Annotated in this window: 24 protein-coding genes; 10 read left to right on the top strand and 14 right to left on the bottom strand. The window is 69.4% G+C overall.

The annotated features are described in order from the left end of the window. Positions 1-292 precede the first annotated feature (292 nt). Genes ACZ4RZ_RS37225 through ACZ4RZ_RS37215 form a run of 3 tightly spaced genes read right to left on the bottom strand, consistent with a single transcriptional unit; the run spans position 293 to position 3102 of the window. Positions 293-1024 (bottom strand): NADPH-dependent F420 reductase, encoded by a 732-nt coding sequence (locus ACZ4RZ_RS37225; protein ID WP_467751403.1) that lies wholly within the window; start codon positions 1022-1024, stop codon positions 293-295. A 4-nt stretch (positions 1025-1028) separates the two neighbouring features. Beyond that, entirely contained in the window at positions 1029-2060 is a 1032-nt protein-coding gene (locus tag ACZ4RZ_RS37220) for an LLM class flavin-dependent oxidoreductase (protein WP_467751401.1), read from the bottom strand. Next, positions 2053-3102: an LLM class flavin-dependent oxidoreductase gene (locus ACZ4RZ_RS37215; protein WP_467751399.1), complete on the bottom strand. Its 1050-nt coding sequence runs from the start codon at positions 3100-3102 to the stop codon at positions 2053-2055. Before ACZ4RZ_RS37215 ends, ACZ4RZ_RS37220 begins: the two co-directional genes overlap by 8 nt. 108 nt (positions 3103-3210) lie before the next feature. Between ACZ4RZ_RS37215 and ACZ4RZ_RS37210 the strand changes: the two genes are divergently transcribed. Both ACZ4RZ_RS37210 and ACZ4RZ_RS37205 read left to right on the top strand, forming a co-directional pair. Then, positions 3211-3684, top strand: coding sequence for a MarR family winged helix-turn-helix transcriptional regulator (locus ACZ4RZ_RS37210; protein ID WP_467751397.1), 474 nt, complete (start codon positions 3211-3213; stop codon positions 3682-3684). A 429-nt stretch (positions 3685-4113) separates the two neighbouring features. Continuing rightward, a complete protein-coding gene (locus tag ACZ4RZ_RS37205; protein WP_467751395.1) occupies positions 4114-5064 on the top strand; it encodes an NmrA/HSCARG family protein in 951 nt (316 codons plus the stop codon). A gap of 533 nt (positions 5065-5597) precedes the next feature. On the opposite strand, the gene ACZ4RZ_RS37200 is transcribed toward ACZ4RZ_RS37205, so the two are convergent. Continuing rightward, positions 5598-6065 carry a MarR family winged helix-turn-helix transcriptional regulator gene (locus tag ACZ4RZ_RS37200; RefSeq protein ID WP_467751393.1) on the bottom strand — a complete coding sequence of 156 codons (468 nt, stop codon included), beginning with the start codon at positions 6063-6065 and terminating at the stop codon, positions 5598-5600. A 437-nt stretch (positions 6066-6502) separates the two neighbouring features. Between ACZ4RZ_RS37200 and ACZ4RZ_RS37195 the strand changes: the two genes are divergently transcribed. From ACZ4RZ_RS37195 to ACZ4RZ_RS37180, 4 genes are all read left to right on the top strand, one after another. After that, positions 6503-6808, top strand: coding sequence for a GNAT family N-acetyltransferase (locus ACZ4RZ_RS37195; protein ID WP_467751550.1), 306 nt, complete (start codon positions 6503-6505; stop codon positions 6806-6808). Positions 6809-6825: 17 nt separating this feature from the next. Beyond that, entirely contained in the window at positions 6826-7308 is a 483-nt protein-coding gene (locus tag ACZ4RZ_RS37190) for an OsmC family protein (protein ID WP_467751391.1), read from the top strand. Positions 7309-7326: 18 nt separating this feature from the next. Further along, positions 7327-8292, top strand: a complete 966-nt coding sequence (locus ACZ4RZ_RS37185; RefSeq protein WP_467751389.1) for a pirin family protein — start codon at positions 7327-7329, stop codon at positions 8290-8292. Between the two features lie 175 nt (positions 8293-8467). Then, a complete protein-coding gene (locus ACZ4RZ_RS37180) occupies positions 8468-8599 on the top strand; it encodes a hypothetical protein (protein WP_467751387.1) in 132 nt (43 codons plus the stop codon). Between the two features lie 223 nt (positions 8600-8822). Here the strand turns inward: ACZ4RZ_RS37180 and ACZ4RZ_RS37175 are convergent, their stop codons facing one another. From ACZ4RZ_RS37175 to ACZ4RZ_RS37135, 9 genes are all read right to left on the bottom strand, one after another. Further along, entirely contained in the window at positions 8823-9746 is a 924-nt protein-coding gene (locus ACZ4RZ_RS37175) for a TauD/TfdA dioxygenase family protein (protein ID WP_467751385.1), read from the bottom strand. Then, positions 9743-10156, bottom strand: a complete 414-nt coding sequence (locus ACZ4RZ_RS37170; RefSeq protein ID WP_467751383.1) for a lasso peptide biosynthesis B2 protein — start codon at positions 10154-10156, stop codon at positions 9743-9745. The genes ACZ4RZ_RS37175 and ACZ4RZ_RS37170 overlap by 4 nt, the downstream gene beginning before the upstream one ends. Beyond that, on the bottom strand, positions 10153-10410 hold the full coding sequence (locus ACZ4RZ_RS37165) for a lasso peptide biosynthesis PqqD family chaperone (protein WP_467751381.1): 258 nt from the start codon (positions 10408-10410) through the stop codon (positions 10153-10155). The genes ACZ4RZ_RS37170 and ACZ4RZ_RS37165 overlap by 4 nt, the downstream gene beginning before the upstream one ends. Beyond that, on the bottom strand, positions 10391-12280 hold the full coding sequence (locus tag ACZ4RZ_RS37160) for an asparagine synthase-related protein (protein ID WP_467751379.1): 1890 nt from the start codon (positions 12278-12280) through the stop codon (positions 10391-10393). The genes ACZ4RZ_RS37165 and ACZ4RZ_RS37160 overlap by 20 nt, the downstream gene beginning before the upstream one ends. 147 nt (positions 12281-12427) lie before the next feature. Then, positions 12428-12550 carry a lasso RiPP family leader peptide-containing protein gene (locus ACZ4RZ_RS37155; protein WP_467751377.1) on the bottom strand — a complete coding sequence of 41 codons (123 nt, stop codon included), beginning with the start codon at positions 12548-12550 and terminating at the stop codon, positions 12428-12430. A 169-nt stretch (positions 12551-12719) separates the two neighbouring features. Continuing rightward, entirely contained in the window at positions 12720-14378 is a 1659-nt protein-coding gene (locus ACZ4RZ_RS37150) for a GH3 family acyl-acid amido synthetase (RefSeq protein ID WP_467751375.1), read from the bottom strand. Between the two features lie 2 nt (positions 14379-14380). Further along, positions 14381-14992 (bottom strand): hypothetical protein, encoded by a 612-nt coding sequence (locus ACZ4RZ_RS37145; RefSeq protein ID WP_467751374.1) that lies wholly within the window; start codon positions 14990-14992, stop codon positions 14381-14383. Continuing rightward, positions 14985-15653 carry a DUF6182 family protein gene (locus ACZ4RZ_RS37140; RefSeq protein WP_467751372.1) on the bottom strand — a complete coding sequence of 223 codons (669 nt, stop codon included), beginning with the start codon at positions 15651-15653 and terminating at the stop codon, positions 14985-14987. Before ACZ4RZ_RS37140 ends, ACZ4RZ_RS37145 begins: the two co-directional genes overlap by 8 nt. Continuing rightward, a complete protein-coding gene (locus tag ACZ4RZ_RS37135) occupies positions 15654-16808 on the bottom strand; it encodes a hypothetical protein (protein WP_467751370.1) in 1155 nt (384 codons plus the stop codon). 388 nt (positions 16809-17196) lie between these two features. Between ACZ4RZ_RS37135 and ACZ4RZ_RS37130 the strand changes: the two genes are divergently transcribed. From ACZ4RZ_RS37130 to ACZ4RZ_RS37120, 3 genes are all read left to right on the top strand, one after another. After that, positions 17197-17859 carry a DedA family protein gene (locus ACZ4RZ_RS37130; RefSeq protein WP_467751369.1) on the top strand — a complete coding sequence of 221 codons (663 nt, stop codon included), beginning with the start codon at positions 17197-17199 and terminating at the stop codon, positions 17857-17859. 80 nt (positions 17860-17939) lie between these two features. After that, entirely contained in the window at positions 17940-19157 is a 1218-nt protein-coding gene (locus ACZ4RZ_RS37125; RefSeq protein WP_467751367.1) for a sensor histidine kinase, read from the top strand. Next, positions 19157-19792: a response regulator transcription factor gene (locus ACZ4RZ_RS37120; protein WP_467751548.1), complete on the top strand. Its 636-nt coding sequence runs from the start codon at positions 19157-19159 to the stop codon at positions 19790-19792. The genes ACZ4RZ_RS37125 and ACZ4RZ_RS37120 overlap by 1 nt, the downstream gene beginning before the upstream one ends. A 153-nt stretch (positions 19793-19945) precedes the next feature. Here the strand turns inward: ACZ4RZ_RS37120 and ACZ4RZ_RS37115 are convergent, their stop codons facing one another. After that, positions 19946-20971 (bottom strand): ornithine cyclodeaminase family protein, encoded by a 1026-nt coding sequence (locus ACZ4RZ_RS37115; RefSeq protein ID WP_467751365.1) that lies wholly within the window; start codon positions 20969-20971, stop codon positions 19946-19948. Positions 20972-21363: 392 nt separating this feature from the next. On the opposite strand from ACZ4RZ_RS37115, the gene ACZ4RZ_RS37110 reads away from it, so the two are divergent. Further along, positions 21364-23778 carry an MMPL family transporter gene (locus tag ACZ4RZ_RS37110; RefSeq protein ID WP_467751363.1) on the top strand — a complete coding sequence of 805 codons (2415 nt, stop codon included), beginning with the start codon at positions 21364-21366 and terminating at the stop codon, positions 23776-23778. The last annotated feature ends 56 nt before the right edge of the window (positions 23779-23834 follow it).

Genomic DNA, 23834 nt, shown 5'->3' with positions numbered 1-23834 from the left:
CCGTGCGCGCCGCGGACGGAGGCGCCCCCCCGAGGTGCTCGAGCGCGGCCTTGTCGGCACCGCCCGCATGGTCGCCCGCGCCCGGCAGGCCGCGGTACCCGAGCCTGGTGTCGCCTGACCAGCGTGCTCCCGGCGACCAGCCGCGCCGCCGCTCTGATCCCCCGAGCGGCGCTGGAGGTGTTCGACGCGGAGATCCCCACGGTCATCGAGCGGGACGTGCTGCTGGTCCGCATGACCACGGGGTACGAGGACCCCGGGTCGTCGGCGAACAGGCGGCCCTCGCGGGCGAGGGTCAGGCGGCCTGTTCGGTTGCGGCCGCGGCAGCGGTCCGCGCGCTGATCACCGTCCGTCCACGGTCCGATTCCGGGAAGCGGTTGAGCATCGCGCGCAGTTCCCCGGCGTCGACATCGGCGCCGAAAGGCTCGGTGCCCGGTTCGAGCCGTACCCCTTCGGCGAGGGGGCCTGCCATGACGGGGTCGAAGCCGACAGCGTTGACGAGGCGCGCGACGGTGGCGAGGTCATCCGGATCGTCGCCGGCGACCGCGATCGCCTTGCGTCCCGTGGTCCCCGCAAGCTGGGCCTCGTCCTCGAGATCGTGGTATCCCATGTGGTTGAACGCCTTGATCACACGCGCTCCGGACAGGTACGCCTGCACGATCTCGCTCGAGGAGGTGAGCGGGTCGGTGAGGTCCTCGCGGATGCCGTCGACCTCCCACCAGTAGTTCATCGCGTCGATGACCAGCTTGCCCCGCAGTGCTTCGGCGGGAATGCTGCGGTACTTGCCGAGCGGGAGCGCCAGGATGACGACGTCTGCCTCCGCCGCGGCATCAGCGGCCGTGACCGGGACGGCGCCGGGGGTGAGGACTTCTATGGTGAGGGCGATCTTGGCCGGGTCGCCGGATCCGGCGACGAGCACGCGATAGCCGGCTGCCAGGGCGAGTCGAGCCAGGACGGTGCCGACCTTCCCCGCACCCAGGATGCCGACGGTGTGCACGGCAGTGGTGTCCATGTCTTCTCCGTTCATGGCGTCAGCCTGCGAGGATGTCGCGGACCATCGGGATCACCTTGGTGCCGTACAGCTCGACGGCGCGCAGGCGGGCGCTGATCGGCTGTGCCCCCGCGGTGTAGATGAGGTCGAACCGGCCGACGCCAAGTGCCTTGATGGCGCGGGCCATCTTGCGGGCGACCGTTTCGGGAGAGCCGATGTAAAGGGAGCCGTGCTCGATCTCGGCGTCGTACTCTTCCTTGCGGATCGGCGGCCAGCCCCGCAGCGCGCCGATGCGGTCACGGATGACCCGGTAGTGCGGCCAGTGCAGCTCCCGGGCCTCCTCGTCCGTGTCGGCGATGAAGCCCGGCGAGTGCATCCCGACCGGATGAGCAGTCGTGCCGAACTTGTCGGTGGCGCGCTCGTAGAGGTCGATGTAGGGCGCGAACCGTTCCGGGGTGCCGCCGATGATGGCGATCATGAGCGGGAACCCGTAGTGCGCGGTGCGGATGACCGACTGGGGTGAACCGCCGACTCCGACCCAGGTGGTCAGGTGCCCGGACTCGGTCTTGGGGAAGACGTCGGCATTGTCGAGCGGAGCCCGCTTGGTGCCGCTCCAGGTGACGGGCTTCTCCTCCAGCAGCTTGGCGAAGAGCTCGATCTTCTCTTCGAACAGCACGTCGTAGTCGCTCAGGTCGTATCCGAAGAGGGGGAACGACTCCGTGAAGGAGCCGCGCCCGAGGATGACCTCGGCCCGGCCGTTCGAGAGCGCGTCCACGGTGGAGAAGCGCTGGAACACACGGACCGGATCGTCGGAACTCAGCACGGTCACGCCGGAAGACAGACGGATGCGGTGGGTACGCGTGGCGATGCCGGCAAGGACGGTCTCCGGAGCCGAGATCGCGAACTCCGGGCGGTGGTGTTCACCGAGGGCGAGGACGTCGACGCCGGTCTCTTCCGCGAGAACGGCCTCGTCGACGACCTGCCGGATGGCTCGCGCGTCGGACACCGGGTTGCCGGAGTCGTCCTCCGGCACATCGCCGAACGTGTCCAGACCGAAGACGAGATCAGACATGGGTGGGCTCCATCGTTAGCAGTTGCTTCACCCGCGGGGCGACTTCGCGGCCCAGCAGCTCGATGGTGCGGGCTCGGGCTTCGCGGGGCAGGTTCATGACGTCGTACTTGAGGTCGAAACGGCTCAGGCGCAGGTCGCGGGCCATCGTGGCGATCTTGCGGGCCACGGTCTCGGGTGAGCCGACGAAGAGCGCGCCCGTCTCGACTTCCGCCAGGTAGCGCTCACGGGTCGGCTGGTAGAACCCGCGCTCCTTCGCGAGTTGGGCCACCAGCGGCTGCCAGTACTTCCACCAGGTCTCGACCGCCTCCTCGTCGGTGTCCGCGACGATCCCCAGCGAGTGCTGGGCGACCGGTCGCCTGGCGTGCCCGAACTGTTCGAGTGTGCGGTGGTAGAGCTCGACGTGGCCGGCGAAGCGCTGGGGGCGCCCGCCGATGATGGCCAGCATGAGCGGCAGGTCGTAACGGGCCGCGCGGACCACGGAGTTCGGGCTGCCACCCACACCGATCCAGGTGGGGATGCCGCCCGGCGGCATCCGGGGATGCAGCTGTTGCTCGACGAGCGGCGGCCGGAACTTCCCCGACCAGGTCACCGTCTCCTCGCGCTGGAGACGCATGAACAGGTCGAGCTTCTCCTCGAACAGTTCCTCGTAGTCGGCGAGGTCGTAGCCGAACAGCGGGAACGAGTCAGTGGCCGATGCCCGCCCGAGTACGAGCTGGGCGCGCCCGTTCGAGACGGCGTCCAGGGTGGCGAACTCGTGGTACAGCCGCACCGGATCGTTGGTGCTCAGTACGGTCACCGAGGTGCCGAGCCGGATGCGCTGCGTCGCGGTGGCGATCGCGGCGAGCAGCACGGGGGTGGCGCTGTCGTTGTGGCCCCGTCGGTAGTGCTCACCGACGCTGAACACGTCGAGCCCGACGGCTTCGGCGAGCTTGGCTTCCTCGACGATCAGGCGAACGGTCTCGGCGTCGCTCAGTGCGCCGTCGGCATCGGTCGCGACCTCCCCAAACGAGTTGAGCCCCAGTTCGAAGCCTTGGGCCGTCATGGACTCCTCCTGCTGCGCTCCCCGGCCGTGCGGCACGGCCCGGTTCGTTGACACGTCAATCATTACGCCCATATGATTGACGTGTCAACTACAGAGGACGGCGACACCATGACAGGGCGACGGAAAGCACTTCCCACCGCTGAGGAACTGCGGATCTGGCGGGACTTCATCGAGACGACGGAAGCGCTCCGTTCCGAGCTCTCGTCACGCCTGCAGAGCGAGTCCTCCTTGTCGCCGGGCGACTACGCCGTGCTCCTCGCACTGCGAGAGGCGGAAGGGCGGCGACTACGCCCCTCCGAACTGGCGGCCCGCATCAGCTGGGAGCGCAGTCGACTCTCGCACCAGATCGGGCGCATGGAGCGGCGAGGGCTGATCCGGCGCGAGGAGTGCGTCACCGACAGCCGAGGCGCCGAGGTGGTGCTCACGCCCGAGGGTGCGGAGGCGTTCCGGACCGCGTCCCTGCCCCACCTGCGTGCCGTACGTGAACTGTTCGTGAGTGCCCTCACGCCGGACCAGCTTGCCGCGGCCGAAGAGATCGCGACGGCGCTTCGGACCCGTCTGAAGGTGCCGCGCGACACCTGAGGAGGGCTTCCCGCCCACCGGCCGAGACCGCATACAGCGTCCGGGCCCATACAGGCGAGCCGGCCGGTGTCGCGGCGGAAGACAACCCGGACCTGCTCACCCGGTGCCCATCGGCCCTGTCGGCGGACGGTGCCGACGTCGGCTCCTCCCTCGCATCGGATCGCCCGCATGGCCCCGAGGCGCCATCCAGCACATCCACCAGTACGAGGGCGGCCTCATCGGATTCGTCACCCGTGCAGGCGAGTTCACCACGAAATACGGCGAGAGGTTCGCACCGTCGGCCTGCTGGGCGACCAAGGCCGAACATGGCGAGATGCACGAGCGAGAGCCGAAATGATCATGGCTCGATACACCCCATGGAAGTTGACGCATCAACCAGTCGCAATTTAGTTGACGCATCAATTACTTCCTCCGACAGGGGTAGCTGGCATGAACGACAAGAAGGTCATCGCGGTCGCCGGAGCAACGGGCGCGCAGGGCGGCGGCGCCGCCCGGGCGATCCTCGCTGATCCCGCCTCCGGCTTCACGGTGCGCGCGCTCACGCGGACCCACGACTCGCCCGCCGCCAAGGAACTCGCCGAACTCGGGGCGGAGGTCGTACAGGCGGACTTCCACGACGAGCCGACCGTGCACAAGGCGTTCGAGGGTGCCTACGGCGCATTCCTCGTCACCAACTTCTGGGCACACGGCTCGGCGGCCAAGGAGACGGCGGAGATCGAGGTCCTCGTTCGGGCCGCCAAGGCCACGGGTCTGCGGCACGTGGTGTGGTCGACGCTGGAAGACACCCGCGAGCTGCTGCCGCTGGACGACGACCGGATGCCCGTGCTGCAGGACAAGTACAACGTGCCGCACTTCGACGCCAAGGGCGAGGGCAACGAGCTCTTCAGGCAGGCCGGAGTGCCGACCACCTTCCTGAACACCACCTTCTTCTTCCAGGGCTTCCTGCAGGCCCTGGCCCCCAAGCGCGCCGAGGACGGCGTACTGACACTCACCCTGCCACTGGAGGACGGCAAGCTCCTCGCCGGGGTGGACGTGGCGGACATCGGCCGGACGGCTCACGCCATCCTGAAGGGCGGCGAGCCGTTCATCGGCAGTACCGTCAACCTGGCGGGTGACCATCTGACCGGTGCGCAGTACGCGGAGAAGCTGGGGGCCGCGCTCGGCGAACCGGTGCGCTTCCAGTCGGTGCCCTACGACGTCTTCCGCGCCCTCGACATCCCGGCGGCCGAGGAAATCGCCAACATGTTCCAGTACTACGGTGACTTCGACCGGGAGTTCACGGGCGCCCGTGACCTGAACCGGCTGCGAGAGATCAACCCGGGGCTCAAGGACTTCGACACCTGGCTGGCCGAGAACGCCTCGACGATCCAGGTGGGCTGACCGGCGCGACGCTGAAGATCGACGGCAACCACAGCGTCTGAGAGCGGCAACACACGGGGCCCGGGTCGTTGACCCGGGCCCTTGTCGTAGCCGCCTCGTGGTCGGCCTCCTTCGCGGCCTCGCGGGGACGGCGGTTTCGCAGCGAAGGAACGGGCCGAAGAGGCCAACCGGCGCCTCGACGAGGCCCACGGCGACACACGGACGGCCATCGGCCGCCCCTGACGGGCTTGTCGAACACCATCGTCGTACTGCGCATCACTGTGTGCGAAAGCGGCGGGTTCCTCGGTCCAGTCGCCGTCGAACAGGGACTCCACCCAGGAGTGTCTCCGGGTGTGCCGCGCCCGACCCTCGCGGGCTGTCGGTGGCGGCGGCCCGCAGGGCCTCGGTGGCGGCACCGCCGAGACTGTCGGGCTTCAGCGACGCCGAGTCGCTGGTGTGGTCAAACCGGGGCACGGCGATGCGCAACCGGCCCTGGGCGGCGCGAGGTACGACACGTCCCGCGCGAGCCGGGTCGCCATGCCCTGTGCCGCTGCTCAGGCGCAGTCTTTGTCCAGCTCTTCGAGGAGCCGGTTGGAGATCTGGTCGAGCATGGCGAGTTCTGCCGGGCTGAGCGGGTCGATGAACAGGCGGCGGACAGATTCGACGTGGCGGGGGGCCGCGGCTGCGATGGCTTCGCGCCCGGTGGGAGTGACGGCGATGAACGCCACGCGTCCGTCGGTGGGGCAGTCCTCCCGGACCACCAGGCCGCGTTTGGCCATCCGGTTGATGTGGTGGGACATCCGGCTCTTCTCCCATTCCACCGCCTTGGCCAACTCCATGACAGGCAGCCGGCCCTCGGGCACCTCGGTGAGGTGCACAAGGACGCCGTAGTCGGCCCCGGACAGGCCTGACTCGGCCTGCACCTCGCGGGCCAGCCGGCCGACAAGTTTCTCCTGGAGGCGAATGAAGCTGCGCCAGGCGTGTTGCTCCGTTTCGGTGAGCCAGCGCGTCGTCTCAGTCATACGTACCAGTGTAAATGCTTTGTTGACGCGTCATCTTGCGGTGACACCTCGGATGCAAGAAATGAGCCCTGATGCGCCGTCACCCCCGTCGTGCGTGAGACGCACCGAGATGCCGTGTGCCGCCGAGACGTTGCTCTCGGCGGCGTACCCACCACGAGCTGCACCCTTCCGATCGACACCGGCGAAGGGATGGCGGACCAGGGCGAGTTCAGCCGCGGCGTGGTAACCGAGGGAGACGATGAGGCCGCCGGGACGGCCGCGCCTGCGGCGGCGCGCACGGCCCATGCCTCGTTGGACGCGATGACGGATTCGGGAATCGCGCGCATGCCCTCCAGGTGACTCTAGTTGACGCATCAACTATATTGGGTGGCGTGCTCGTGCCCCGATCCCAGGACAAGCACTTGACCCCCATCCGCGACGGCAACCGAGGAGGAGTAATGGAACCGCTAATATCGGACAATCCGGACCAGTCGCGCTTCGAAATCTTCGAAGCGCAGGAGATGGCCGGTTTCGCCCAATATCACCGTTTCAAGGATGAGATCGCCTTCATCCACACCGAGATCGATCCCCGCTTCGAGGGACGCGGCCTGGCGGGGAAACTCGCTCGGGCAGCCCTCGACTCGGCCAGGGAGCAGGGGCTTGCCGTGCTTCCGTTCTGCCCGTACATCCGTGGCTGGATTTCCAAGCACCCTGAATATGTCGACCTGGTGCCCGAGGGGCAGCGGGCCCGGTTCGGGCTGTGAGCCGGTTGATCCCGGAGATGGCGGAGACACACACGGCGGACGCGGCCATCACCTACGTTCGGGCAGCTGCGGCGGTGGTCACCAGTAGCGATACCGACTACCGGGTGGACATACGGGCCGGCCGACACCCGGTCGCCGCAGACGAGCCCGTCGCACTCGGTGGCGCCGACACCGCGCCGTCCCCCGCGGGCCTGTTGCTGTCCGCGCTGGGCTCCTGTACGGCCATCACCCTCCGGATGTACGCCCAGCGCAAGAGCTGGCCCCTGGACGGTGTCCGCGTGCACCTGGCCTACGAGGAAGGCCCGGAGAAGGCGGTCCGGATCACCCGGCGCATCGACCTGATCGGCGCCCCCGACGAGGTGCAGCGCGCGAGTCTCCTGGAGATCGCCGAGCGAAGCCCTGTCACCCGCGCCGTACGCGGCGGCACCCCCGTGATCGCACTGGATACCCGCCATGAACAACCGCTGCAACAGCCGGAAAGACCCACTGACACCCACTGACGGAAGGGGCCAAGGCCCATGAGCAATCTCGACCTCCACCCACCGGCCCGCCTGTGCGGCGGGCGGTCCGACGTCTCCGCCCGCCCGGTCCGAGAACTCCTCAGCCCCCGGGAGGCCGACATCGGCGGCTCCACCGTGGTCCGCCGGTTGCTGCCCAATCTCGGGCGCCGGATGGTCGGTGCCTGGTGCTTCGTGGACCACTACGGTCCCGACGACATCGCAGACGAGCCCGGCATGTGGGTCCCGCCGCACCCGCACACCGGTTTGCAGACAGTCAGCTGGCTACACGCCGGCGAAGTGCTGCACCGTGACAGCATCGGCAGTGAGTCGACCATCCGGTCTCGCGAACTCGGCCTGATGACAGCCGGCCGAGCCATCGCCCACGCCGAGCAGAGCACTCAGCCCCATCCCCGCTTCTTGCATGGCGCCCAGCTGTGGGTCGCCCTTCCCGATGCCCACCGCGACGTCACACCCGCCTTTGAACACCACGCCGACCTGCCCGTCGTCACGGCCTCGGGCCTCACCGCCACCGTCATCCTGGGCGAGCTGGACCACACGGCCTCGCCGGGCACCACGTACTCCCCGCTGGTCGGCGCCGACCTCGCACTCGCCGAGGGCACCGACGTACGACTGCCGGTCGATCCCGATTTCGAGTACGCCGTGCTGACGATGTCGGGAGCCACCGAGGTCGACGGAGTGCGTCTGGACCCGGGATCGATGCTCTATCTCGGCTGCGGGCGGACCGAACTTCCCCTCCGCGCCCTCAGCGACAGCGGACTGCTGCTGCTCGGGGGTGAACCCTTCGAGGAGAAGATCGTCATGTGGTGGAACTTCGTCGGGCGTTCCCAGGAGGACATCGCACAGGCCCGCTCCGAGTGGATGACCGGCACCCGCTTCGGTGAAGTGAAGGGGTTCGACGGGGCACCGCTGCCCGCTCCCGAACTGCCGCCGGTGCCACTGAAAGCACGGGGAAGGGTCCGCTGACCTGAGCAAATGAGGACCGGTGCGTCGCCCGAAGGCGCTCCGGCGCTGCTGTCCGCCCATCGCCCCGGCCGTGACCGTCAGGCGCCCGGGATCTTTCGCGGCTGACGGGCACGGCACTCCGAACGCGGCGTTCCCCGTGCGGCCTTCGCGTCCGTGGTGTACCGCGTGCTCAGCGGTGGCGAGCCAGGCCGGCAGCGCCGATCAAGCCGACGTCCTGCCCGACGGTGGCGAAGACCACGTCTGCGCGGATGCGGTGGTTTCCACCTCCGAGACGATCGTGATGCGCCGCTTCGGCCGGCAGGCGTAGCAGGTCGCCGGTTTCGCCGAGACCGCCGCCCAAACTCCGCGGGGAGCGCCTTCCGGCCGAGGAACCGATGGCAGGCAGCGCAAGCCGCGCAATCGGCGAAACACTGGTGAGCCGATCCGGAGATGGGCGAGCAGGAGCGGCAGAGCAGCGCACGGGCACGTAGTACCTCGCACTCCACGGATCAACGGCCGGGCCGAGACCGGCCCCGGCCTACTCCACGCCATCAGCTCAGAGCAGCATCCTTCTGCAGCGCGCCCCGCCCGGCGGCCCCCGCGATGGTGACGCGGCGCGTGACCTTGCGCTGGCCCGGACCGGCGGGGATCGCCTTGTGCATGACCGAGGTGTTGTCCCAGACGAGCAAGTCGCCAGTGGTCCAGCGGTGGCGGTACACGTTGGAGGGCGCCGTCGCGGTGCCGTACAGGAGTTGCAGCAGTTCCGCGCTCTCGGTGTCCGTCCTTCCCTCGATGTTCCGCAGCCAGTGCTGGTTCAAGTGGAGGGCCTTGCGTCCGGTCACAGGGTCCGTGCCGACCAACGGGCGAGTGAAGTCGCGCAGTTGGTCGAGCTTTCTGCGACGGTCCTCCGCGGAGAGGGTGACCGTCCTCATCGCGACGGCCCGTTGCATGTCCCGGGCGGCGATCTCGCGGCACGGGTAGTTGCCCAGCAGTCCGGGCAGGGACTCCCGCACCGGATCGGGCAGCAGCTCGTAGGCGGTGCGCATGTCCGCGAAGAGCGTCTCCCCCTCGTCGGCGGGCGCCTCCTCGCAGAGCAGGAGCGTCACCGACGTGGGGACCTCGGCGAAGGAGCCGTCGGCGTGCCAGTACTGGCCACCCGCGTTCGCGCCGAGGCCCCGTACATTCGTCTGCAACCGCATGTACTCCTGACCGGGCACCCGGTGCTCGGCCGGGAACACCGGCTCGGGCCGGCCGAACCAGCGCGCGAAGTCGCCGTACACGTCGTTGTCGTCCGGGAAGTCCACGAAGTGGAGGACTCCGAACTCCTTCAGCAGCGCCCGGACCGTCGGCCGGGTCAGGGTGGCTCGGCCGGGGCCGCCCGGTGAGAAGCCTTCGACACGCAGTCCGAGACCGAACGCGGTGAGCCCAGTCATCTGCGTGGGCGAGCCGTTCATCAGCATGTGCGAGCCATTCATCGAGGAGGTACGCGGATCAGCACGGTGTGATAGCCGGGCGGGTAGGGCTCGTCGACGGGCATGCCGTCGACCTCCACCCAGGCGTGGGCCAGGAAGGGTACGACGCGCACGCCCGAACACCACGTGGGCCAGGAGCCCTGGGCTCGGCACAGCAGCGCGGTGGCGATCGACCGCTGGACGCACCCTTCGCCCGCGCAGCTGACGCTCACCGCAACGACCGCCCTGCGGTTGCGCAGCGCTTCCTCGACGGTCGCGGGCCGCGCGCCCCGGCTCACGAAACGCAGCACCTTGCGGATACGGGCGGGTGGCTGGTGCATGAGCACTCGGGCGGCGACGGTGGCGAGCCACGGCAGCGGCCGGCGGTGCAGCGGAAGTCGGCGGCGTTCCGTGAGGGCGACGGGCATGCTCATCGCAGAACCAGCCCCGCCTGCCGCAACTTGTCGAGCAGGGCATTCGCGTCCCGTTCGGCCCGCTCGGCCGGCACGCCCGCTCCGCCCGCCGCCGCGGCCGCGGCCTCGGCCGGTGTGCCGCCCGCCAGCAGCTTCTGCAGGACGCGGGCTCCCGAGCCGTTGAGCTGCCAGTAGCGCCCGGACCGCTCGTCGAGCAGCACGGCCCCGCCGTCGGTCTCGGCGAGGGTCACCCCCTCAGCCAGGCTGATTGACACGGTGGTCCTCCCTGTCGAATGTCCATTGCCGCGTCTGCGCCTGCGCACGCAGCCAGTTCTCGGCCGCCATCGTGGCGTCGAGCGCCGACCAGGGCAGGCCGGGCGGATAGGCGGCCAGCGCCATGTGCCGCAGGATCCCGGTGTCGATGAGCCCCAGCTCGGCGAGGAGGGGCTCGTCGAACAGTTCCGCCATCTGGTCCCGGTGCCGCTTCTGTCCCTTGAAGAAGTCGTCCGAGAACTCGCCCTTCGTCGCGCGCTTCAGGGACTCGGCGGGCATCGTGCCGCGCATCGCCTCGACCATGAGCGGCTTGTACGTCCACGGGGAGCTGCGTTCCTCCGGACGCACCGCCAGACATGCCTCGATGACGCGGTCGTCCAGGTAGGGGGCCTGCAGCACCGCGCCCTCGCGCGCGGTGAGGGTTTCCGCCAGCCGGACGGCTGAGCCCAGCTGACGCGCCAGGTCGATGGTGGTGTGACCGGACCTGGTCGGTGCGTAGGGTTCGGCCCCCTCGGCGCGCCGGCGGATGCGGCCCGCGAGGTCCGCGACGGCGTCCTGCTTCACCCACGGCGGCAGTCGCAGCGGGTACTCCCAGCCGAACAGGGGCTGGTTGCCCGCGGGGAAGGGGGTGGCCAACTGCTCCGCCTGCCGGGCGAGCCAGGGCCCGTAGGGACTGCGCTCCGCCAGCGCCCGCATGGTGGCGGACAGGGGCCAGCGTCGCAACGCCCGCATTCCGGCGAGGTGTTCACGGGCAAGGGCGGGTCGCCTGCGCATCAGGTCGTGCAGATAGTTCGGTTTGACCGGCAGGACCTCGTCCCCGCCGTGCCCCGTGAGATGGACCACCGCGCCGCTGTCCCCGAGTCGGCGCGCCGTCTCCCGGAGCCTGGCGACGGGGCGGATCCAGCGGGTCGGCTCGTCGAGACCGGTGACGGGCCGGGCGATGCGCGCGAACATGTCCGGGAGTTCTCCCGGCTCGAACACCGTGTGCGTGACATGGTCGCCGTCGAGCAGTCGCTGCGCCTGCGCGGCCCAGATGTGGTCGTCGTGCGTGGGGTCTGCCACGCCGATGCGTACGGTGATGAGCTTCCCGGCGGCGGATGCGGTCGCGCGGGAGGCGAGGAAGCTCATGGGGGTGGAGTCCAGTCCGCCGGACAGGTCGGACCCGACGGTCACGCCCGCGCGTACTCGGGCGGCCACCGCGTTCTCCAGCGCCTGCGCAAGGGCGGGCGCGCCCTGAGCGCGGCTGAGTTCCTGGGGCGGCGGCTGCCACCAGTGCCTGAGCCCTGTCTCTCCGCGCGCGCCGAGGTGGAGCCAGCTGTCGGGTGGTACGGCCTCGATCCCGGACCAGAGCGGTTCGATCAGGGCGGAGGGGGTGATGGCGAGCAGACGGGCCGTGAGCCGGGTGGTGTCCAGGGGTGCCCGGGTCAGGGCTGCCAGCAGATCGGCCCGGTCCGCGGCGACCGTCACGCCGTCGACGGAGGCGTGGAAGACCCGCCGTACGCCGGAGACGCTGCCCTGTACGCGGACCTGTCCGTCGACCGACGCGACGACATGGACGGAGCCGGCCAGGGATGCGGCGAGCCGGTCGACGTCGGTCAGGTGCCGGATGCGTCGGGCCCAGACCGCGAGCTCCGCCTCCGTGACGGAGTGCGTGCCTGTCACCAGCAGTCTGGTGGCTCCGTGTTCCGCGTGGACGGCGGACTCGATGCCGTGGCCCGCATCCGGGGCCGAGCCGATGATCCAGGGGCGCCCCGAGGCGTGGGCGCGCGTGAAGCCCGTGCGGGAGCGCAGTCGGCGGACCACCTCGGCCGCGGACTCGCTGTCCGGCAGGGCCATGAACCAGGTTCCAGGGGTGGCCGATACCGCTTCCATCGTTCCTCCGCGATTCCGTGAGCTCGCATGGGGTCGAGCTCCGCAATTGAGTGGGCGGGGACGCGGCGTGCCGCGAATTCCGGGGAGTGCACGGCGGTGCCGCGTCCCCACCCCTTCATGGCGCGATTACTTCAGTCGGCCTTCGACCTAGTCGAAGTGAATGAAGAAATCGGCCAGCGGAATACCGACGCCCCTGGTCAGGTCGTCGTAGTCACCGAGCTCCACAAGCTCCGGGACCTCATACGCCGTCTCCGGCTCCATGTTCTCCATCGGAATTCTCCTCTCATCGTTGCGCACTGATTCGACATACCGGCACACCAACTCCCAGAAATTTCAAGGGACTTGACCACCGATGAATCGAGGCTAACCCGACCGGAATTTCAGAGTCAACGAAATCCCCGCGTTGGCATTTTGCTGTCAGCAGGCGCCCCACGATTCCCTATTTCGGCCCGGTCAGCCGGTCCCAGGCGGCAGGATCCGTCTGGAAAACCTGGTCCTTGACCTCGGGCGGCCGCATACCGGAGGCCACCCGGCGGTACCAGTGGTCCTTGAAGGCGTCGGATCGGACCGGGAGCACGCGAGCGGGAGCGAGCATGTCGGCCGCACGTGCCGCCCGGTAGTCGGGGCTCACCCGGCACAACTCCTCGTCCAGCAACCGCTCAAGGCGCGACACACCCCCTTGCGGGGAACCGGGTTGCAACGCCACGGCCATGGCGTAGCAAGGCACTCCGCCCTTCCACTGAGGCCGGCACGTCATGTTCGCCACGTCGACTCCCGTACGCCGCGCGGCTTCCCGCAGCGCACGGACCACCTGGAACTCATGGAGCCGCTCGCCCGCGACATCGGACAGCCCGGCCCGCCCGGCGTACTCGACCCGCGGGACCGGTCCGACGCGGTCGACGACATGCGTCAAGTCCCCCAGCACATAGCGGTAGAGGCCCCCGACGTGCGAGAAGACGACGTGATAGTCGCGGCCCGGTTCCAGTTCGTCGTACAGCAGCGTCGGGCTGTCGGGGCGTATGTCGGCCGTCGCCTCCACGAATTCGTACAGCGCGGTCGAGAGGGCCAGCGGCCCCGCGGTGGGGTGCGGGTCGACCGGCACGCCCACGGGTCCTTCCGAGGCGGCGGACGGCGTGGGGAGCACGGTGACTCCTTCGCCGTACGCCTCTTTCAGCCGGGGCAGATAGAGCGAGGCCACGCCGCTGGTCCAGCAGTAGAGCAACTGGACGCGGGGCCAGACGACGGCCGGTGAGGGAGCTCCCGCACGCTCGGCGCGGCGCTCCAGTGCGGTGGCCACGCCCGGATTCGGTGTACCGCCGGGCAGGCCCAGAAACGTCCCGTCGCGAACGTCCCGCAGGATGTCCGGCCACCAGTCGACGAGCAGCTCCGGCAGCATGGCCAGCAGAGCCGGGTTGTGGCCGATCACGCAGCGCACATCGTGCTCGACGGCCATCCGGACACGGACGTACAGCTTGGCCAGGTAGTCCTGTTCGTCCATGGGTATGGGGAGTTCGGCCCAGGGGGCTTCGCTGCCGGGCTCCTTCAGGGTGACCCCGAAGCCGCCGCGCAGATCGGCCTGGCTGGGGCCGAGACTGGGGCGTCCGGACCCCGTGGTGGCGGGACGCGCCAGCCGGTCGTGCCGCAGGTTGAGCGTCGCGGATCCAAGTGAGAAGGCGCTCGGAAAGTGTTCGGCCGGCACCCCCATCGCCGCCCGGAAGAAGGGGAGATAGACCTTGCTGAGGAAGGTCTCCGTGACCGGGATCCGCTTGCGAGAGCCGGTGCTGCCGCTGGTCGTGAAGAACAGCCTGGGTTCGTCGCGGGTCAGTACCTTGCGCTCGCCGTCGGCCGAACGCGCCAGCCAGGGTTCGTAGTCCTGGTACGTCCGCAGCGGCACGGCAGCGCGGTATTCGTCGACCGTACGGACCGAGGCCAGCCCGTGCTCCGCGGCGAACGCGGTGTCCGCGCTCTGTGCGAGCACGTCCTCGAGAATGCGCCGGGGCCATCCGGCGGCGTCGTCCAGGGTCCGCGCCATGCGGTGTGTGGCCCCGGCCAGCTCCTGCCGGAAGGCCGCATCGGCGTCGTGCATGGCGGCGGTCATGGTCACTCCTTCATCGCGCGCAGGACGTGGTCGGCCGTAGCGGACACGCTCAGACCGGTCGGAACGTGCTCCACGCACAGATGCCGTACCGCGTCGAGGAGTGCGGTCCGCAGATCCCGCTGGAAGGCCACGAAGCCCGCCTTGGTGGATGAACGTCCGTAGTATTCAAGGGGGTTGAGCAGCTCACCACGGCCGGCCCGCTGCCATGCCGTGTCGGTGTCGACGTCCAGGAAGATCACTCCGGCCGGATCGGGCAGGGACTCCCAGTACGGCTGCCACGGACCGTCCCCGAGGCCGAGAAGCCGGGACTTGGCGAGGATCTTGTAGTAGTAGGAGTCGAGGAGCAGGGTGCGGCCGTCCGGGGCCATGAAGATCCGGTCCCATTGGTAGGACACGGCGACGTTCAGCAGCGCCATGACGTAGTCCGGCGAGTGCGGTCCCGACACCGCGGTGCCGAGCAACTCCCTGAGTGCGACAAGGGGTTGGTACTGCTCGGTCAACAGGGAGGTGTCGGACGACACGGGCAGGACATGCGTCTCGCGTGCCGAAATCTCCTCGAGGAGTGAGGACTTGCCGACGTAGTCGGTGCCCAGCAGGACCCAGAAGTCAGTCACGGCGGCCCTGCTCGGTGATACCGGCGTAGGCGCGCAGCCGTTGCGGGTCCCCCTCATCCTGATGGACCCTCAAATAGGCGTACTCTCCGTCGAGGCCCGACAGGTACGGCACATGATGTACCGTCAGCCGGTCGCCGGGAGCCAGCACACCGGTCAGCCGGGCCTCGGCCAGCGTGTGACTCACGTGGACGAGGTAGCGCGGCAGGGACAGTCCGGCAGTGCCGACCGCCATCAGCCACTGTTTCGGCTCTCGTGACCGGGCTTGCGCGTGCGGCGGGACCTCGACGCCGAACCGCTCGGGCAGGTCCGGGGGCAGTTGCCCGCGTACAGCACGCAGCAGCAGGCGCAGTTCTCGCTGCCGCGGTCCGGAGCCGCTCGGATACCAGGCCACGTCCCCGTCGTCCGACACGACGGCGGGCGGCAGCCGGCCCGCCAGGTTCCGCGGGTTGCCCGCGAGAAACGCGGCGCGGGTGAAGTCCGCCTGCCAAGCGTGTCGCTCCGCCGAGGGCAGCCAGGCGGTGAAGTCGAGGACGGACCGAACGAAGCCGCACGGATCGAAGGTCCGCAACACCGCGATGGCGGGCGCCGCCCGCGGCCTCCGCGGGCCCGCGGCACGTATGCGGGCCTGCAGGACCCGGTGGAGTTCTTCCTGCGTGAACATTCAGAGGTACACCTCTTGGAGCAGGTCCCTGCCGACCGGTTCACGGCCGCGGGTGAGCAGCGCGGTGGTGAGTCGGTAGGGATCGACGTGGCTGTACGGGCGGGCATGCCGGTGCAGCAGGAGGGCGGACGCGCCGGCGTCGTCGGTCTCCGCCTCCAGCAGCCGGGCGGCCCGAGCCATGCAGCGCCAGACGAGATCGGTGCGGTGGATCCCGCGGTCGCCGCGGCCGAGCGTCGCGATGAAATAGATGCGCAGGCCCAGCCGGTACACGCGCGGGCCCACCCGGTCGAGGAAGCGGTCGGCCAGGGCGGCCGCCGTGTGCCCTTCCCAGCCGCCGTGTCTGCTGGAGCGCGGCGGGCCGGACGCTGCGGGGTCGGTGCGCACCCGGCCGAGCGGAACGACCGTGACGGCGGGTGCGCCGAGCCGGGTCAGGACGTAGCGGACGAGGGTGTAATCGGGCAGGGACTCCCTGTCGCAGGTGAGGACGAAGGCGTCGTACTCCGCGACAAGCGGGACGAGTTCGCGCAGCACCCCGGCGAGGTAGTTGGGCTGTCCGCCGGTGTCGACGAGTTGACGCAGCGGCAGACCGTGGGCGGTGCCGTCCAGGTACAGCGGGCCGCTCCAGGCGCGGTGGTCGACGCCGAGGCCGTGCTCCAGGAGCAGCCGCACGAGGTCGTCGAGAGTGAGCAGCGGCTTCCGGTCGGCCCGCAGCCCCGGATCGGGGATTCCGAGCTCCCGCAGCCGCCGTGACCAGAGAGCAAGGATGCGAGCGCCCGCCGGATGTACGCCGTCGAGGTTCTGGGCGGCGCTCCGCCGGGCGGTGAGATCCCTGGTGCCGTGGAGAGAGCGCTCGCGCTGGTAGGCGACGTAGAGGCGGCCTATCTGCTCCTCGTCGAGGGCGGAGAAGTCCATGTCGGGGTGTACGTCGTCGAGATGGGCCCAGAATCCCAGGGTCTGTGCGTTGACGACGCCGACGGTCCAGCTGTAGAGCAGGTCGGCGCTGTGCAGCAGTCCGGTGGCCCGGTGTGTCACATCGTTCCAGAGCAGACCTTTGACATGGCTGAGTGTGAGCGGCTTGGTCGGCGCGACGGGCACGGGGGCGAAAAGCACACGGCGACGCGCGGATTTCGGGTTCAAGTCGTCGGGTGCTGTCATTCCCCTCCTCCGCGGCATTCTCGGAATTCCGCTGTGCCGCCGGGCGCGGCGCTCCGTCATTCCCCGGTATCCATGCGACCGGGCGCCGTTTCCTGATCGTTCAGCAGGGGACTCTACAACCGTGCGACCAGGGCCTCGGGGCGCCTTTCGCAGGAGTGCAGGAAGGTGCCACGGGCATTGCCGCGGGGACGACGAGCGGCTAAGCGGACCCGCACCCTGCGGAAAACCGCAGGGTGCGGGGTACGGAAAACCGCAGGGTGCGGGGTACGGAGAACCGCACAAGTTCGACGGCAATCCTCATACCGCCGCTGATCTGCGATTTCTAGCGTTGTCGGTGAATCGCGGCGTGCGCCTGCCGTGTCCCGCCCCGTCAGCCTGGAGAATTCGTATGGACCTCATCACCCTGGCTCTGCCCCAGGAGCCCGCCGGCGGCATCGCGGGGTGGGCCGCCGACCTCGTGGACGCCATGGGCGGCCCCGGAGCGGGTCTGGCCATCGCCCTGGAGAATCTCTTCCCGCCGCTGCCCAGCGAGGTGATCCTGCCACTGACGGGGTTCGCGGCGGGACAGGGCGTCATCAGCCTGTTCTCCGCGCTGTTCTGGACGACGCTCGGCTCGGTGGTGGGCGCCGCGGTCCTCTACTGGATCGGAGTCCTCTTCGGCCGCGAGCGCATGCACGCGATCTGGGCCCGGCTTCCGCTGGTCAAGGCCTCCGACCTGGATCGGACGGAGGAGTGGTTCGCCAAGCACGGCACGAAGGCCGTCTTCTTCGGCCGTATGGTGCCGATCTTCCGCAGCCTCATCTCCGTGCCGGCCGGCGTGGAGCGCATGCCGCTGCCGATCTTCCTGCTGCTGACCACGCTGGGCAGCCTGGTGTGGAACTCGGTGCTGGTCATGGCCGGTTACTGGCTGGGCGACCAGTGGGACCTCGTCGAGACCTACGTCGGGGTCATCACCAAGGTCGTGATCGTGCTGGTCGTCGCCGCCCTCGCGGTGTACCTGGTGATGCGTCTGCGCTCGCGCAGCAGCGCCCAGCACCGTCGCACGTCGTGAGCACCGACACCGTCGCGCACCTTCCCGCACACTCCGGTCGATCTTGCCCGGGCTGTGCGGCCGGACTAGTGTCGACCTCCGTGCAGGGGGACTCGGCGAACATCACCACCCATCACCACCCGGAAGAGCTCGGACCGGAGCAACCGGGCGGGGCGGCGCCGATGGTCTCGCCCCCCGCACTGCCGCGCCGGGCCGCCGGCGTGCTGCTCGGCTGCTGCACGGCGTGGATCGGATTCCTGTATTTCGTCGTGGTCGGCACACTGCTCGGCCCGCTCCTGCTGTGGCCCCGCACCCGGCGGCGCGCGCTCATCGCGCTCGCCGCCGGGGCCCGCAGACTGACGTCGGTGGAACGGCTGCGCCGCTCCGCCTTCTTCGGAGACCGGTTCCCCGAGCGCCAGGTGTCCGACCCGCGGCTGCTGCGCTACCTCGCGACCCGGACGTACACGGGCCTGCTCAGCAGCATCGTGGTCGGACTGCTCGGCTTCGGGGTCGTGCTGGCCGGACTCCTCGTCGCGGGGCTGGCCCGGGGCACCCTCGGCTGGGAGGAACTGCTCACCCAGGTGCTGCTCGGCGGTGTCCTGCTCTTCCTCGACGTGCAGGGGCTCTTCTCGCTGGACGCGCTCGACGCGCGGCTCGCGCGCGAGTGCTTCGGCCCCTCGGAGCGGGAGTTGCTCCAGCAGCGCATCGACGAACTGGCCACCAGCCGGGCCGCGGTGCTGCAGGCGGTGGACACCGAGCGCCGCCGCATCGAGCGCGATCTCCACGACGGCGTCCAGCAACGGCTGGTGGCGCTGGCCATGCTGCTCGGCCGGGCCCGCCGGGGCCGCACGCCGGAGCAGGCCGACGCACTGCTGCAACAGGCCCACAAGGAGTCGCAGGAGGTCCTGACCGAGCTTCGCGAGGTGGCCTGGCGGGTCTATCCGACGGCGCTCGACAATCTGGGGCTGCACGAGGCGCTCGGCGGGGTCTCCGAGCGGTGCAGCATCCCCATCCGTATGGAGTTCGGCCTCACCGAGCCGCTGCCCCCGTCCGTCGAGACCGCCGCCTACTTCGTCGTGTCGGAGTCCGTGACCAACGCCGCCAAGCACGCGTCGGCGACGGACATCGTCGTGAGCGTGCGGCAGTACGGCACGATCGTCGTCGTCCGGGTCGAGGACAACGGCGTCGGTGGCGCGGACCCGGCGGGCAGCGGACTGACCGGGCTGCACAGCCGCGTCGGCGCCCTCGACGGCCGACTGCACGTCCACAGCCCCCTCGGGGGGCCCACCACCATCACTGCGGAGCTGCCGTGCGTGTAATGCTCGCCGAGGACTCGACCCTGCTGCGTGAGGGGCTGATCCGGCTGCTCATCGAGGAGGGCCATGACGTCCTCGCCGCGGTGGGCGACGGAACCTCCCTCATCCGGGAGGTCGAGGCCCAGCCCCCGGACATCGTCGTCGTGGACATCCGGATGCCGCCCACCCACACGGACGAGGGGCTGCGCGCGGCGCTGGAGATCCGCAAGCGCTGGCCCGCGATCGGCGTGCTGGTCCTGTCCCAGCACGTGGAGCGCAACTACGCGGCCCAGCTGCTGACCTCGAACGCCGAGCGGGTCGGCTATCTCCTCAAGGACCGGGTGGCGCAGGTCGAGGAGTTCCTCGACTCGCTGGAGCGGATCCACGCGGGCGGGGCTGCCATCGACCCCGAAGTCGTACGGCAGTTGGTGATCCGCACAACGCACAGCGACCCACTGGCCCGGCTGACACCGCGCGAGCGGAGCGTCCTGGAGGCGCTGGCCCAGGGGCACACCAACGCGGCCATCTCGCAGAAGCTGCACATCTCCATGAGCACGGTCGAGAAGAACCTGAACACGATCTTCGACAAGCTGGAGCTCACGCACACCACGGGATACAGCCGCAGGATCCTGGCCGTTCTGCGCTATCTGGAGTCGTAGCCGGAAGCCACACCGCGGAGCGTCCCCGTCCGAGCGGCCCGCGCAGGGTCTCGGACGGGTACCCACACCGCGGAGCGCCCCCGTCCGAGCGGCCCGCACGGGGTCTCGGACGGGGACGCTCCAGTCGTCCAGGGGCGGTTCACCGATGTCGGCTCACTGGAACGAGTAGGGATTCAGCGCGTCGTCCGGCAGGTGCTCCAGCTGCACGCGGTCGCCGATGCCGGCCTCCTCCGCGAGTTCGAGGAGCACATCGAGCGCCACGTGGTCCTCGAGCGCGAACCCGGTCGAGTCGAAGACGGTCGTACGGTCCCGGGAGCGGGCCGCGGTCTCCTGGTCGGCGCACAGGGTCATCAGGTCGGGGCCGAGATCGTCGCGCTCCAACTGCTGGCTCTCGCCCTCGCGCAGCGCCTGGGCGACATGGTCCGCCGTCACGAAGGCAGACTTCAGGAGCGTCCTGGGCAGCTCGAACTTGCCGATGAGATCGGCACCGATGGCGTTGATGTGCACGTGCGGCCGAAGGCGTTCACCGCTCAGGACCGGGCCCTCGCCGACGCCGACCGAGGTGACGGTGCAGATGATGTCCGCGTTCGCCTCGACTTCCGCGAGTTCAACGGCCCGGACGTCGAGTCCCAGGAAGTCCACCCGGTCCGCGAAGGAACGTGCGTGGGCCGGCTCGATGTCGTACACCAGGATCTGTTCCAGCGGGAACACCCGGCTGAGCGCGTGCGCCTGGGTCACCGCCTGGGCGCCGGCGCCCACGAGGCCCAGCACCCGGCTGTCCGGGCGGGCCAGCAGCTCGCTGGCGATGGCCGACGCCGCCCCGGTGCGGATCGCCGTGGGCAGGATGCCGTCGCAGACCGCCAGCAGACGGCCCGTCACATCGTCGTAGCGCGTGAGCGATCCGATGATGGTGGGCAGTTGGAACGTGGCCGGGTTCGACGGTGTGTACGCCACCGTCTTGATCGTTATCGAACTCCCTGGGTCATGGTGTGGCATCCACTCGAGGATGGCCGTGTCCCCGGGGCCACGGACGAATCCGTCGCGAGTCGGGGTCACCCCCTTGTCGTCGGCGGTGAACGCCGCACGGAGCCGGACGATCATCCGGTCCATGAAAAGGTCGATTCCTTTCTCCTTGACGAGTTTGGCAACATGCTGCCGGGTGAGGACCGCGGTTTCCATTTTCTCCCCTCGACCTGCTTCGCATCATGGCAATTTCCTGCCACAGAATAGGGATGCGCCGTTCAACGGGTTACGCTCCGCGATCGGCCGACATTCCAATCGAGAGATAATTCTCGATCCATTCGCGGGCGCCGCCGATCCGCAGCTCGAACGTAACCTTCAGAAATTTCGAGGTCAAGATTTTCCAAGGCCGGTACGGTTTTCCGCAGGTTTCTTCCTGCGGTTTTCCGCAGGGCCGAACCTGCGGTTTTCCGCATACCGAACCTGCGGAAAGCAACGGACACTGCGGCGGTTTACCTCGTATCCCTGCCCGAGGCGGCGGACCTAGCGTCTTCCCCATCGAGATCGGTCCGGCTCCTTGGCCGGGACCTGCAGCAACGGAAGGAAGCAAGGTGCGAAAGAAACCGGCAACGGTACGGATTGCGCGATGGAGTGCCACGCATCCGTGGTCCGCCATCGGTCTCTGGGTCGTGTTCGTCGCCCTGTGCCTCTTCCTCGGCGGGGCGGCCGGCACCAACAAGATCAGCGACGACGAGTCCGGGGTCAGGGAGTCGGGCCGCGCGGGCAAGATCGTGCACTCGGGCCACTTCACCGAGAAGCCCGAGGAGAACGTGCTGATCACCGCCGAGGACGGCGGGAAACTGGATCAGCGGGCCGCGCGGACCGTGGCCGCGGACGTCGCCCGGCGCATGAAGGCGCTCTCCGGGGTGGAGAGCGTGGGGCAGACCGTCGCCGCACCGAACGGCAGGGCCCTGCTCGTCCCGGTCACCATGAAAGGCGAAACCGAGAACGCCGACACCAGGGTCCAGCCGCTGCTCGACGCGAGCGCCGCGGCCGAGCGGGCCCATGCGGGGTTCAGGATCGACGAGGTCGGCACGGGGTCGACGGCCAAGGGGCTGTCCGAGACCCTCGGCAAGGACTTCGAGAAGGCCGAACTGATCAGCCTTCCGCTCACCCTGCTGATCCTGCTCGTCGTCTTCGGCGCGATCATCGCCGCCGGGGTGCCCGTGGTGCTCGCACTGTCCTGTGTCGGCGCCGCCATCGGCCTGTCGACGCTGGCCTCCCACGTGCTGCCGGAGACCAGCGCGGTGAGCAACGTCATCCTGCTGATGGGCATGGCCGTGGGCGTGGACTACTCGCTCTTCTACCTCAAGCGGGAGCGTGAGGAGCGCCAGAACGGCAAGTCCCACATCGACGCGATCGAGATCGCCGCGGAGACCTCCGGGCATACCGTCGTGGTGTCCGGCACCACGGTCATCGTGTCGATGGCCGGTCTCTATCTGGCGAGTGAGGCCACCTTCGCATCACTGGCCACCGGCTCGATCATCGTCGTGGCGGTTGCCGTGCTCGCCTCGCTGACCGTACTGCCCGCCCTGCTGGGCAAGTTGGGCCGCTGGGTCGACCGGCCCCGCGTGCCGTTCCTGTGGCGGCTGACGATGCGCTCCGGTGAGTCGCGGGTGTGGCCCGCGCTGCTGCGCCCCGCGCTGTCCCGGCCGGTCGTCACGCTGGTCGTGTCCGTGGGGGCGCTGGTGCTGCTCGCCCTGCCCGCTCTGGACATGAAGCTCAAGCAGCCAGGCTCGGACGACCTCTCCCGGAACATCCCCGTCGTGCAGGCGATGGACCGGCTGACCGGGGCCTTCCCCAGCAAGGGCACCGTGCATCAGGTCGCCGTGCGTGCCCCCGCCTCGGAGGCCGGCGAAGTCAGGACGGCGCTCAAGGCACTGCTCGAACGCACCGCGGACAACAAGCTCTTCGCCCACGACGAGACGCCGGCCATCAAGGAGTCGGCGGACCACCGGGTCCACACCGTCGACGTGGGCACGCCGTACCAGCCCAAGAGCGACGGGGCCAAGAAGTCCCTGGACGTGCTGCGCACCTGGGTGCCGCAGGCGATGGCCGACGTGCCAGACGCCGAGTCCGCCGTCGGCGGCAAGGTGGCGCAGGGCGTGGACTTCACCGGTCATCTGGAGGAGCGCATGCCGTGGGTGGTGGGCTTCGTCCTGCTGCTGACCTTCGGCGCGATGGCCTTCATCTTCCGGTCCCTGGCCGTGGCGCTCTCCGCGATCCTGCTGAACCTGCTGTCCGCGGCCGCCGCGTTCGGTGTGCTGGTGGCGGTGTTCCAGCACACCTGGGCGGAGAGTCTGCTGGACTTCCACAGCTCGGGCGCGGTGGTGTCCTGGCTGCCGCTGTTCCTCTTCGTGGTGCTCTTCGGGCTCTCCATGGACTACCACGTGTTCGTGGTCAGCCGGATCCGGGAGGCCGCGCTCACGGGAGCGTCCACCAAGGACGCCGTCCGTGAGGGGATCACGCGCTCGGCCGGTGTCGTGACCAGCGCGGCGATCGTCATGGTCGGCGTCTTCGCGATCTTCGGCACCCTGAGCATGGTCGAGTTCAAGCAGCTCGGTGTGGGCCTCGCGGCGGCCATCCTGCTCGACGCCGTGGTCATCCGGATCTTCGTCCTGCCGGCCCTGATGACGGCGCTCGGCAAGTGGAACTGGTGGCCGGGCGGGGTCTCCAGGGGCCGCCGCGGCCGACCCGTCACGGGTCAGGGCGCGCCCGCGCCGCAGCAGCCCCAGGAGCAGCCGCAGTACGCCCGGTTCGCACCCCAGCAGTCGTACGGGCCGCAGGCCGACCAGCAGGCGCGTCAGCAGCCGTACCAGCAGGCTCCCCAACAGCCGTACCAGCAGGCCCCGCAGCAGCCGTACCGGCAGGCCGCCCCGACGGCATACCCGCAGCAGCGGCCGGACGGCACCTGGGCTCCGCTGCCGCACCGCGATACCACGCGACCTGACTACTACCAGCAGTAGATCCAGGTCCCTCCGCCGAGGAGGGAGGGTCGTCCGGCACCCCCGGTCGGACACCC

It is taken from the genome of Streptomyces sp. NPDC027189 (assembly GCF_055566975.1).
This window is presented reverse-complemented; position numbering and strand designations above follow the sequence as displayed.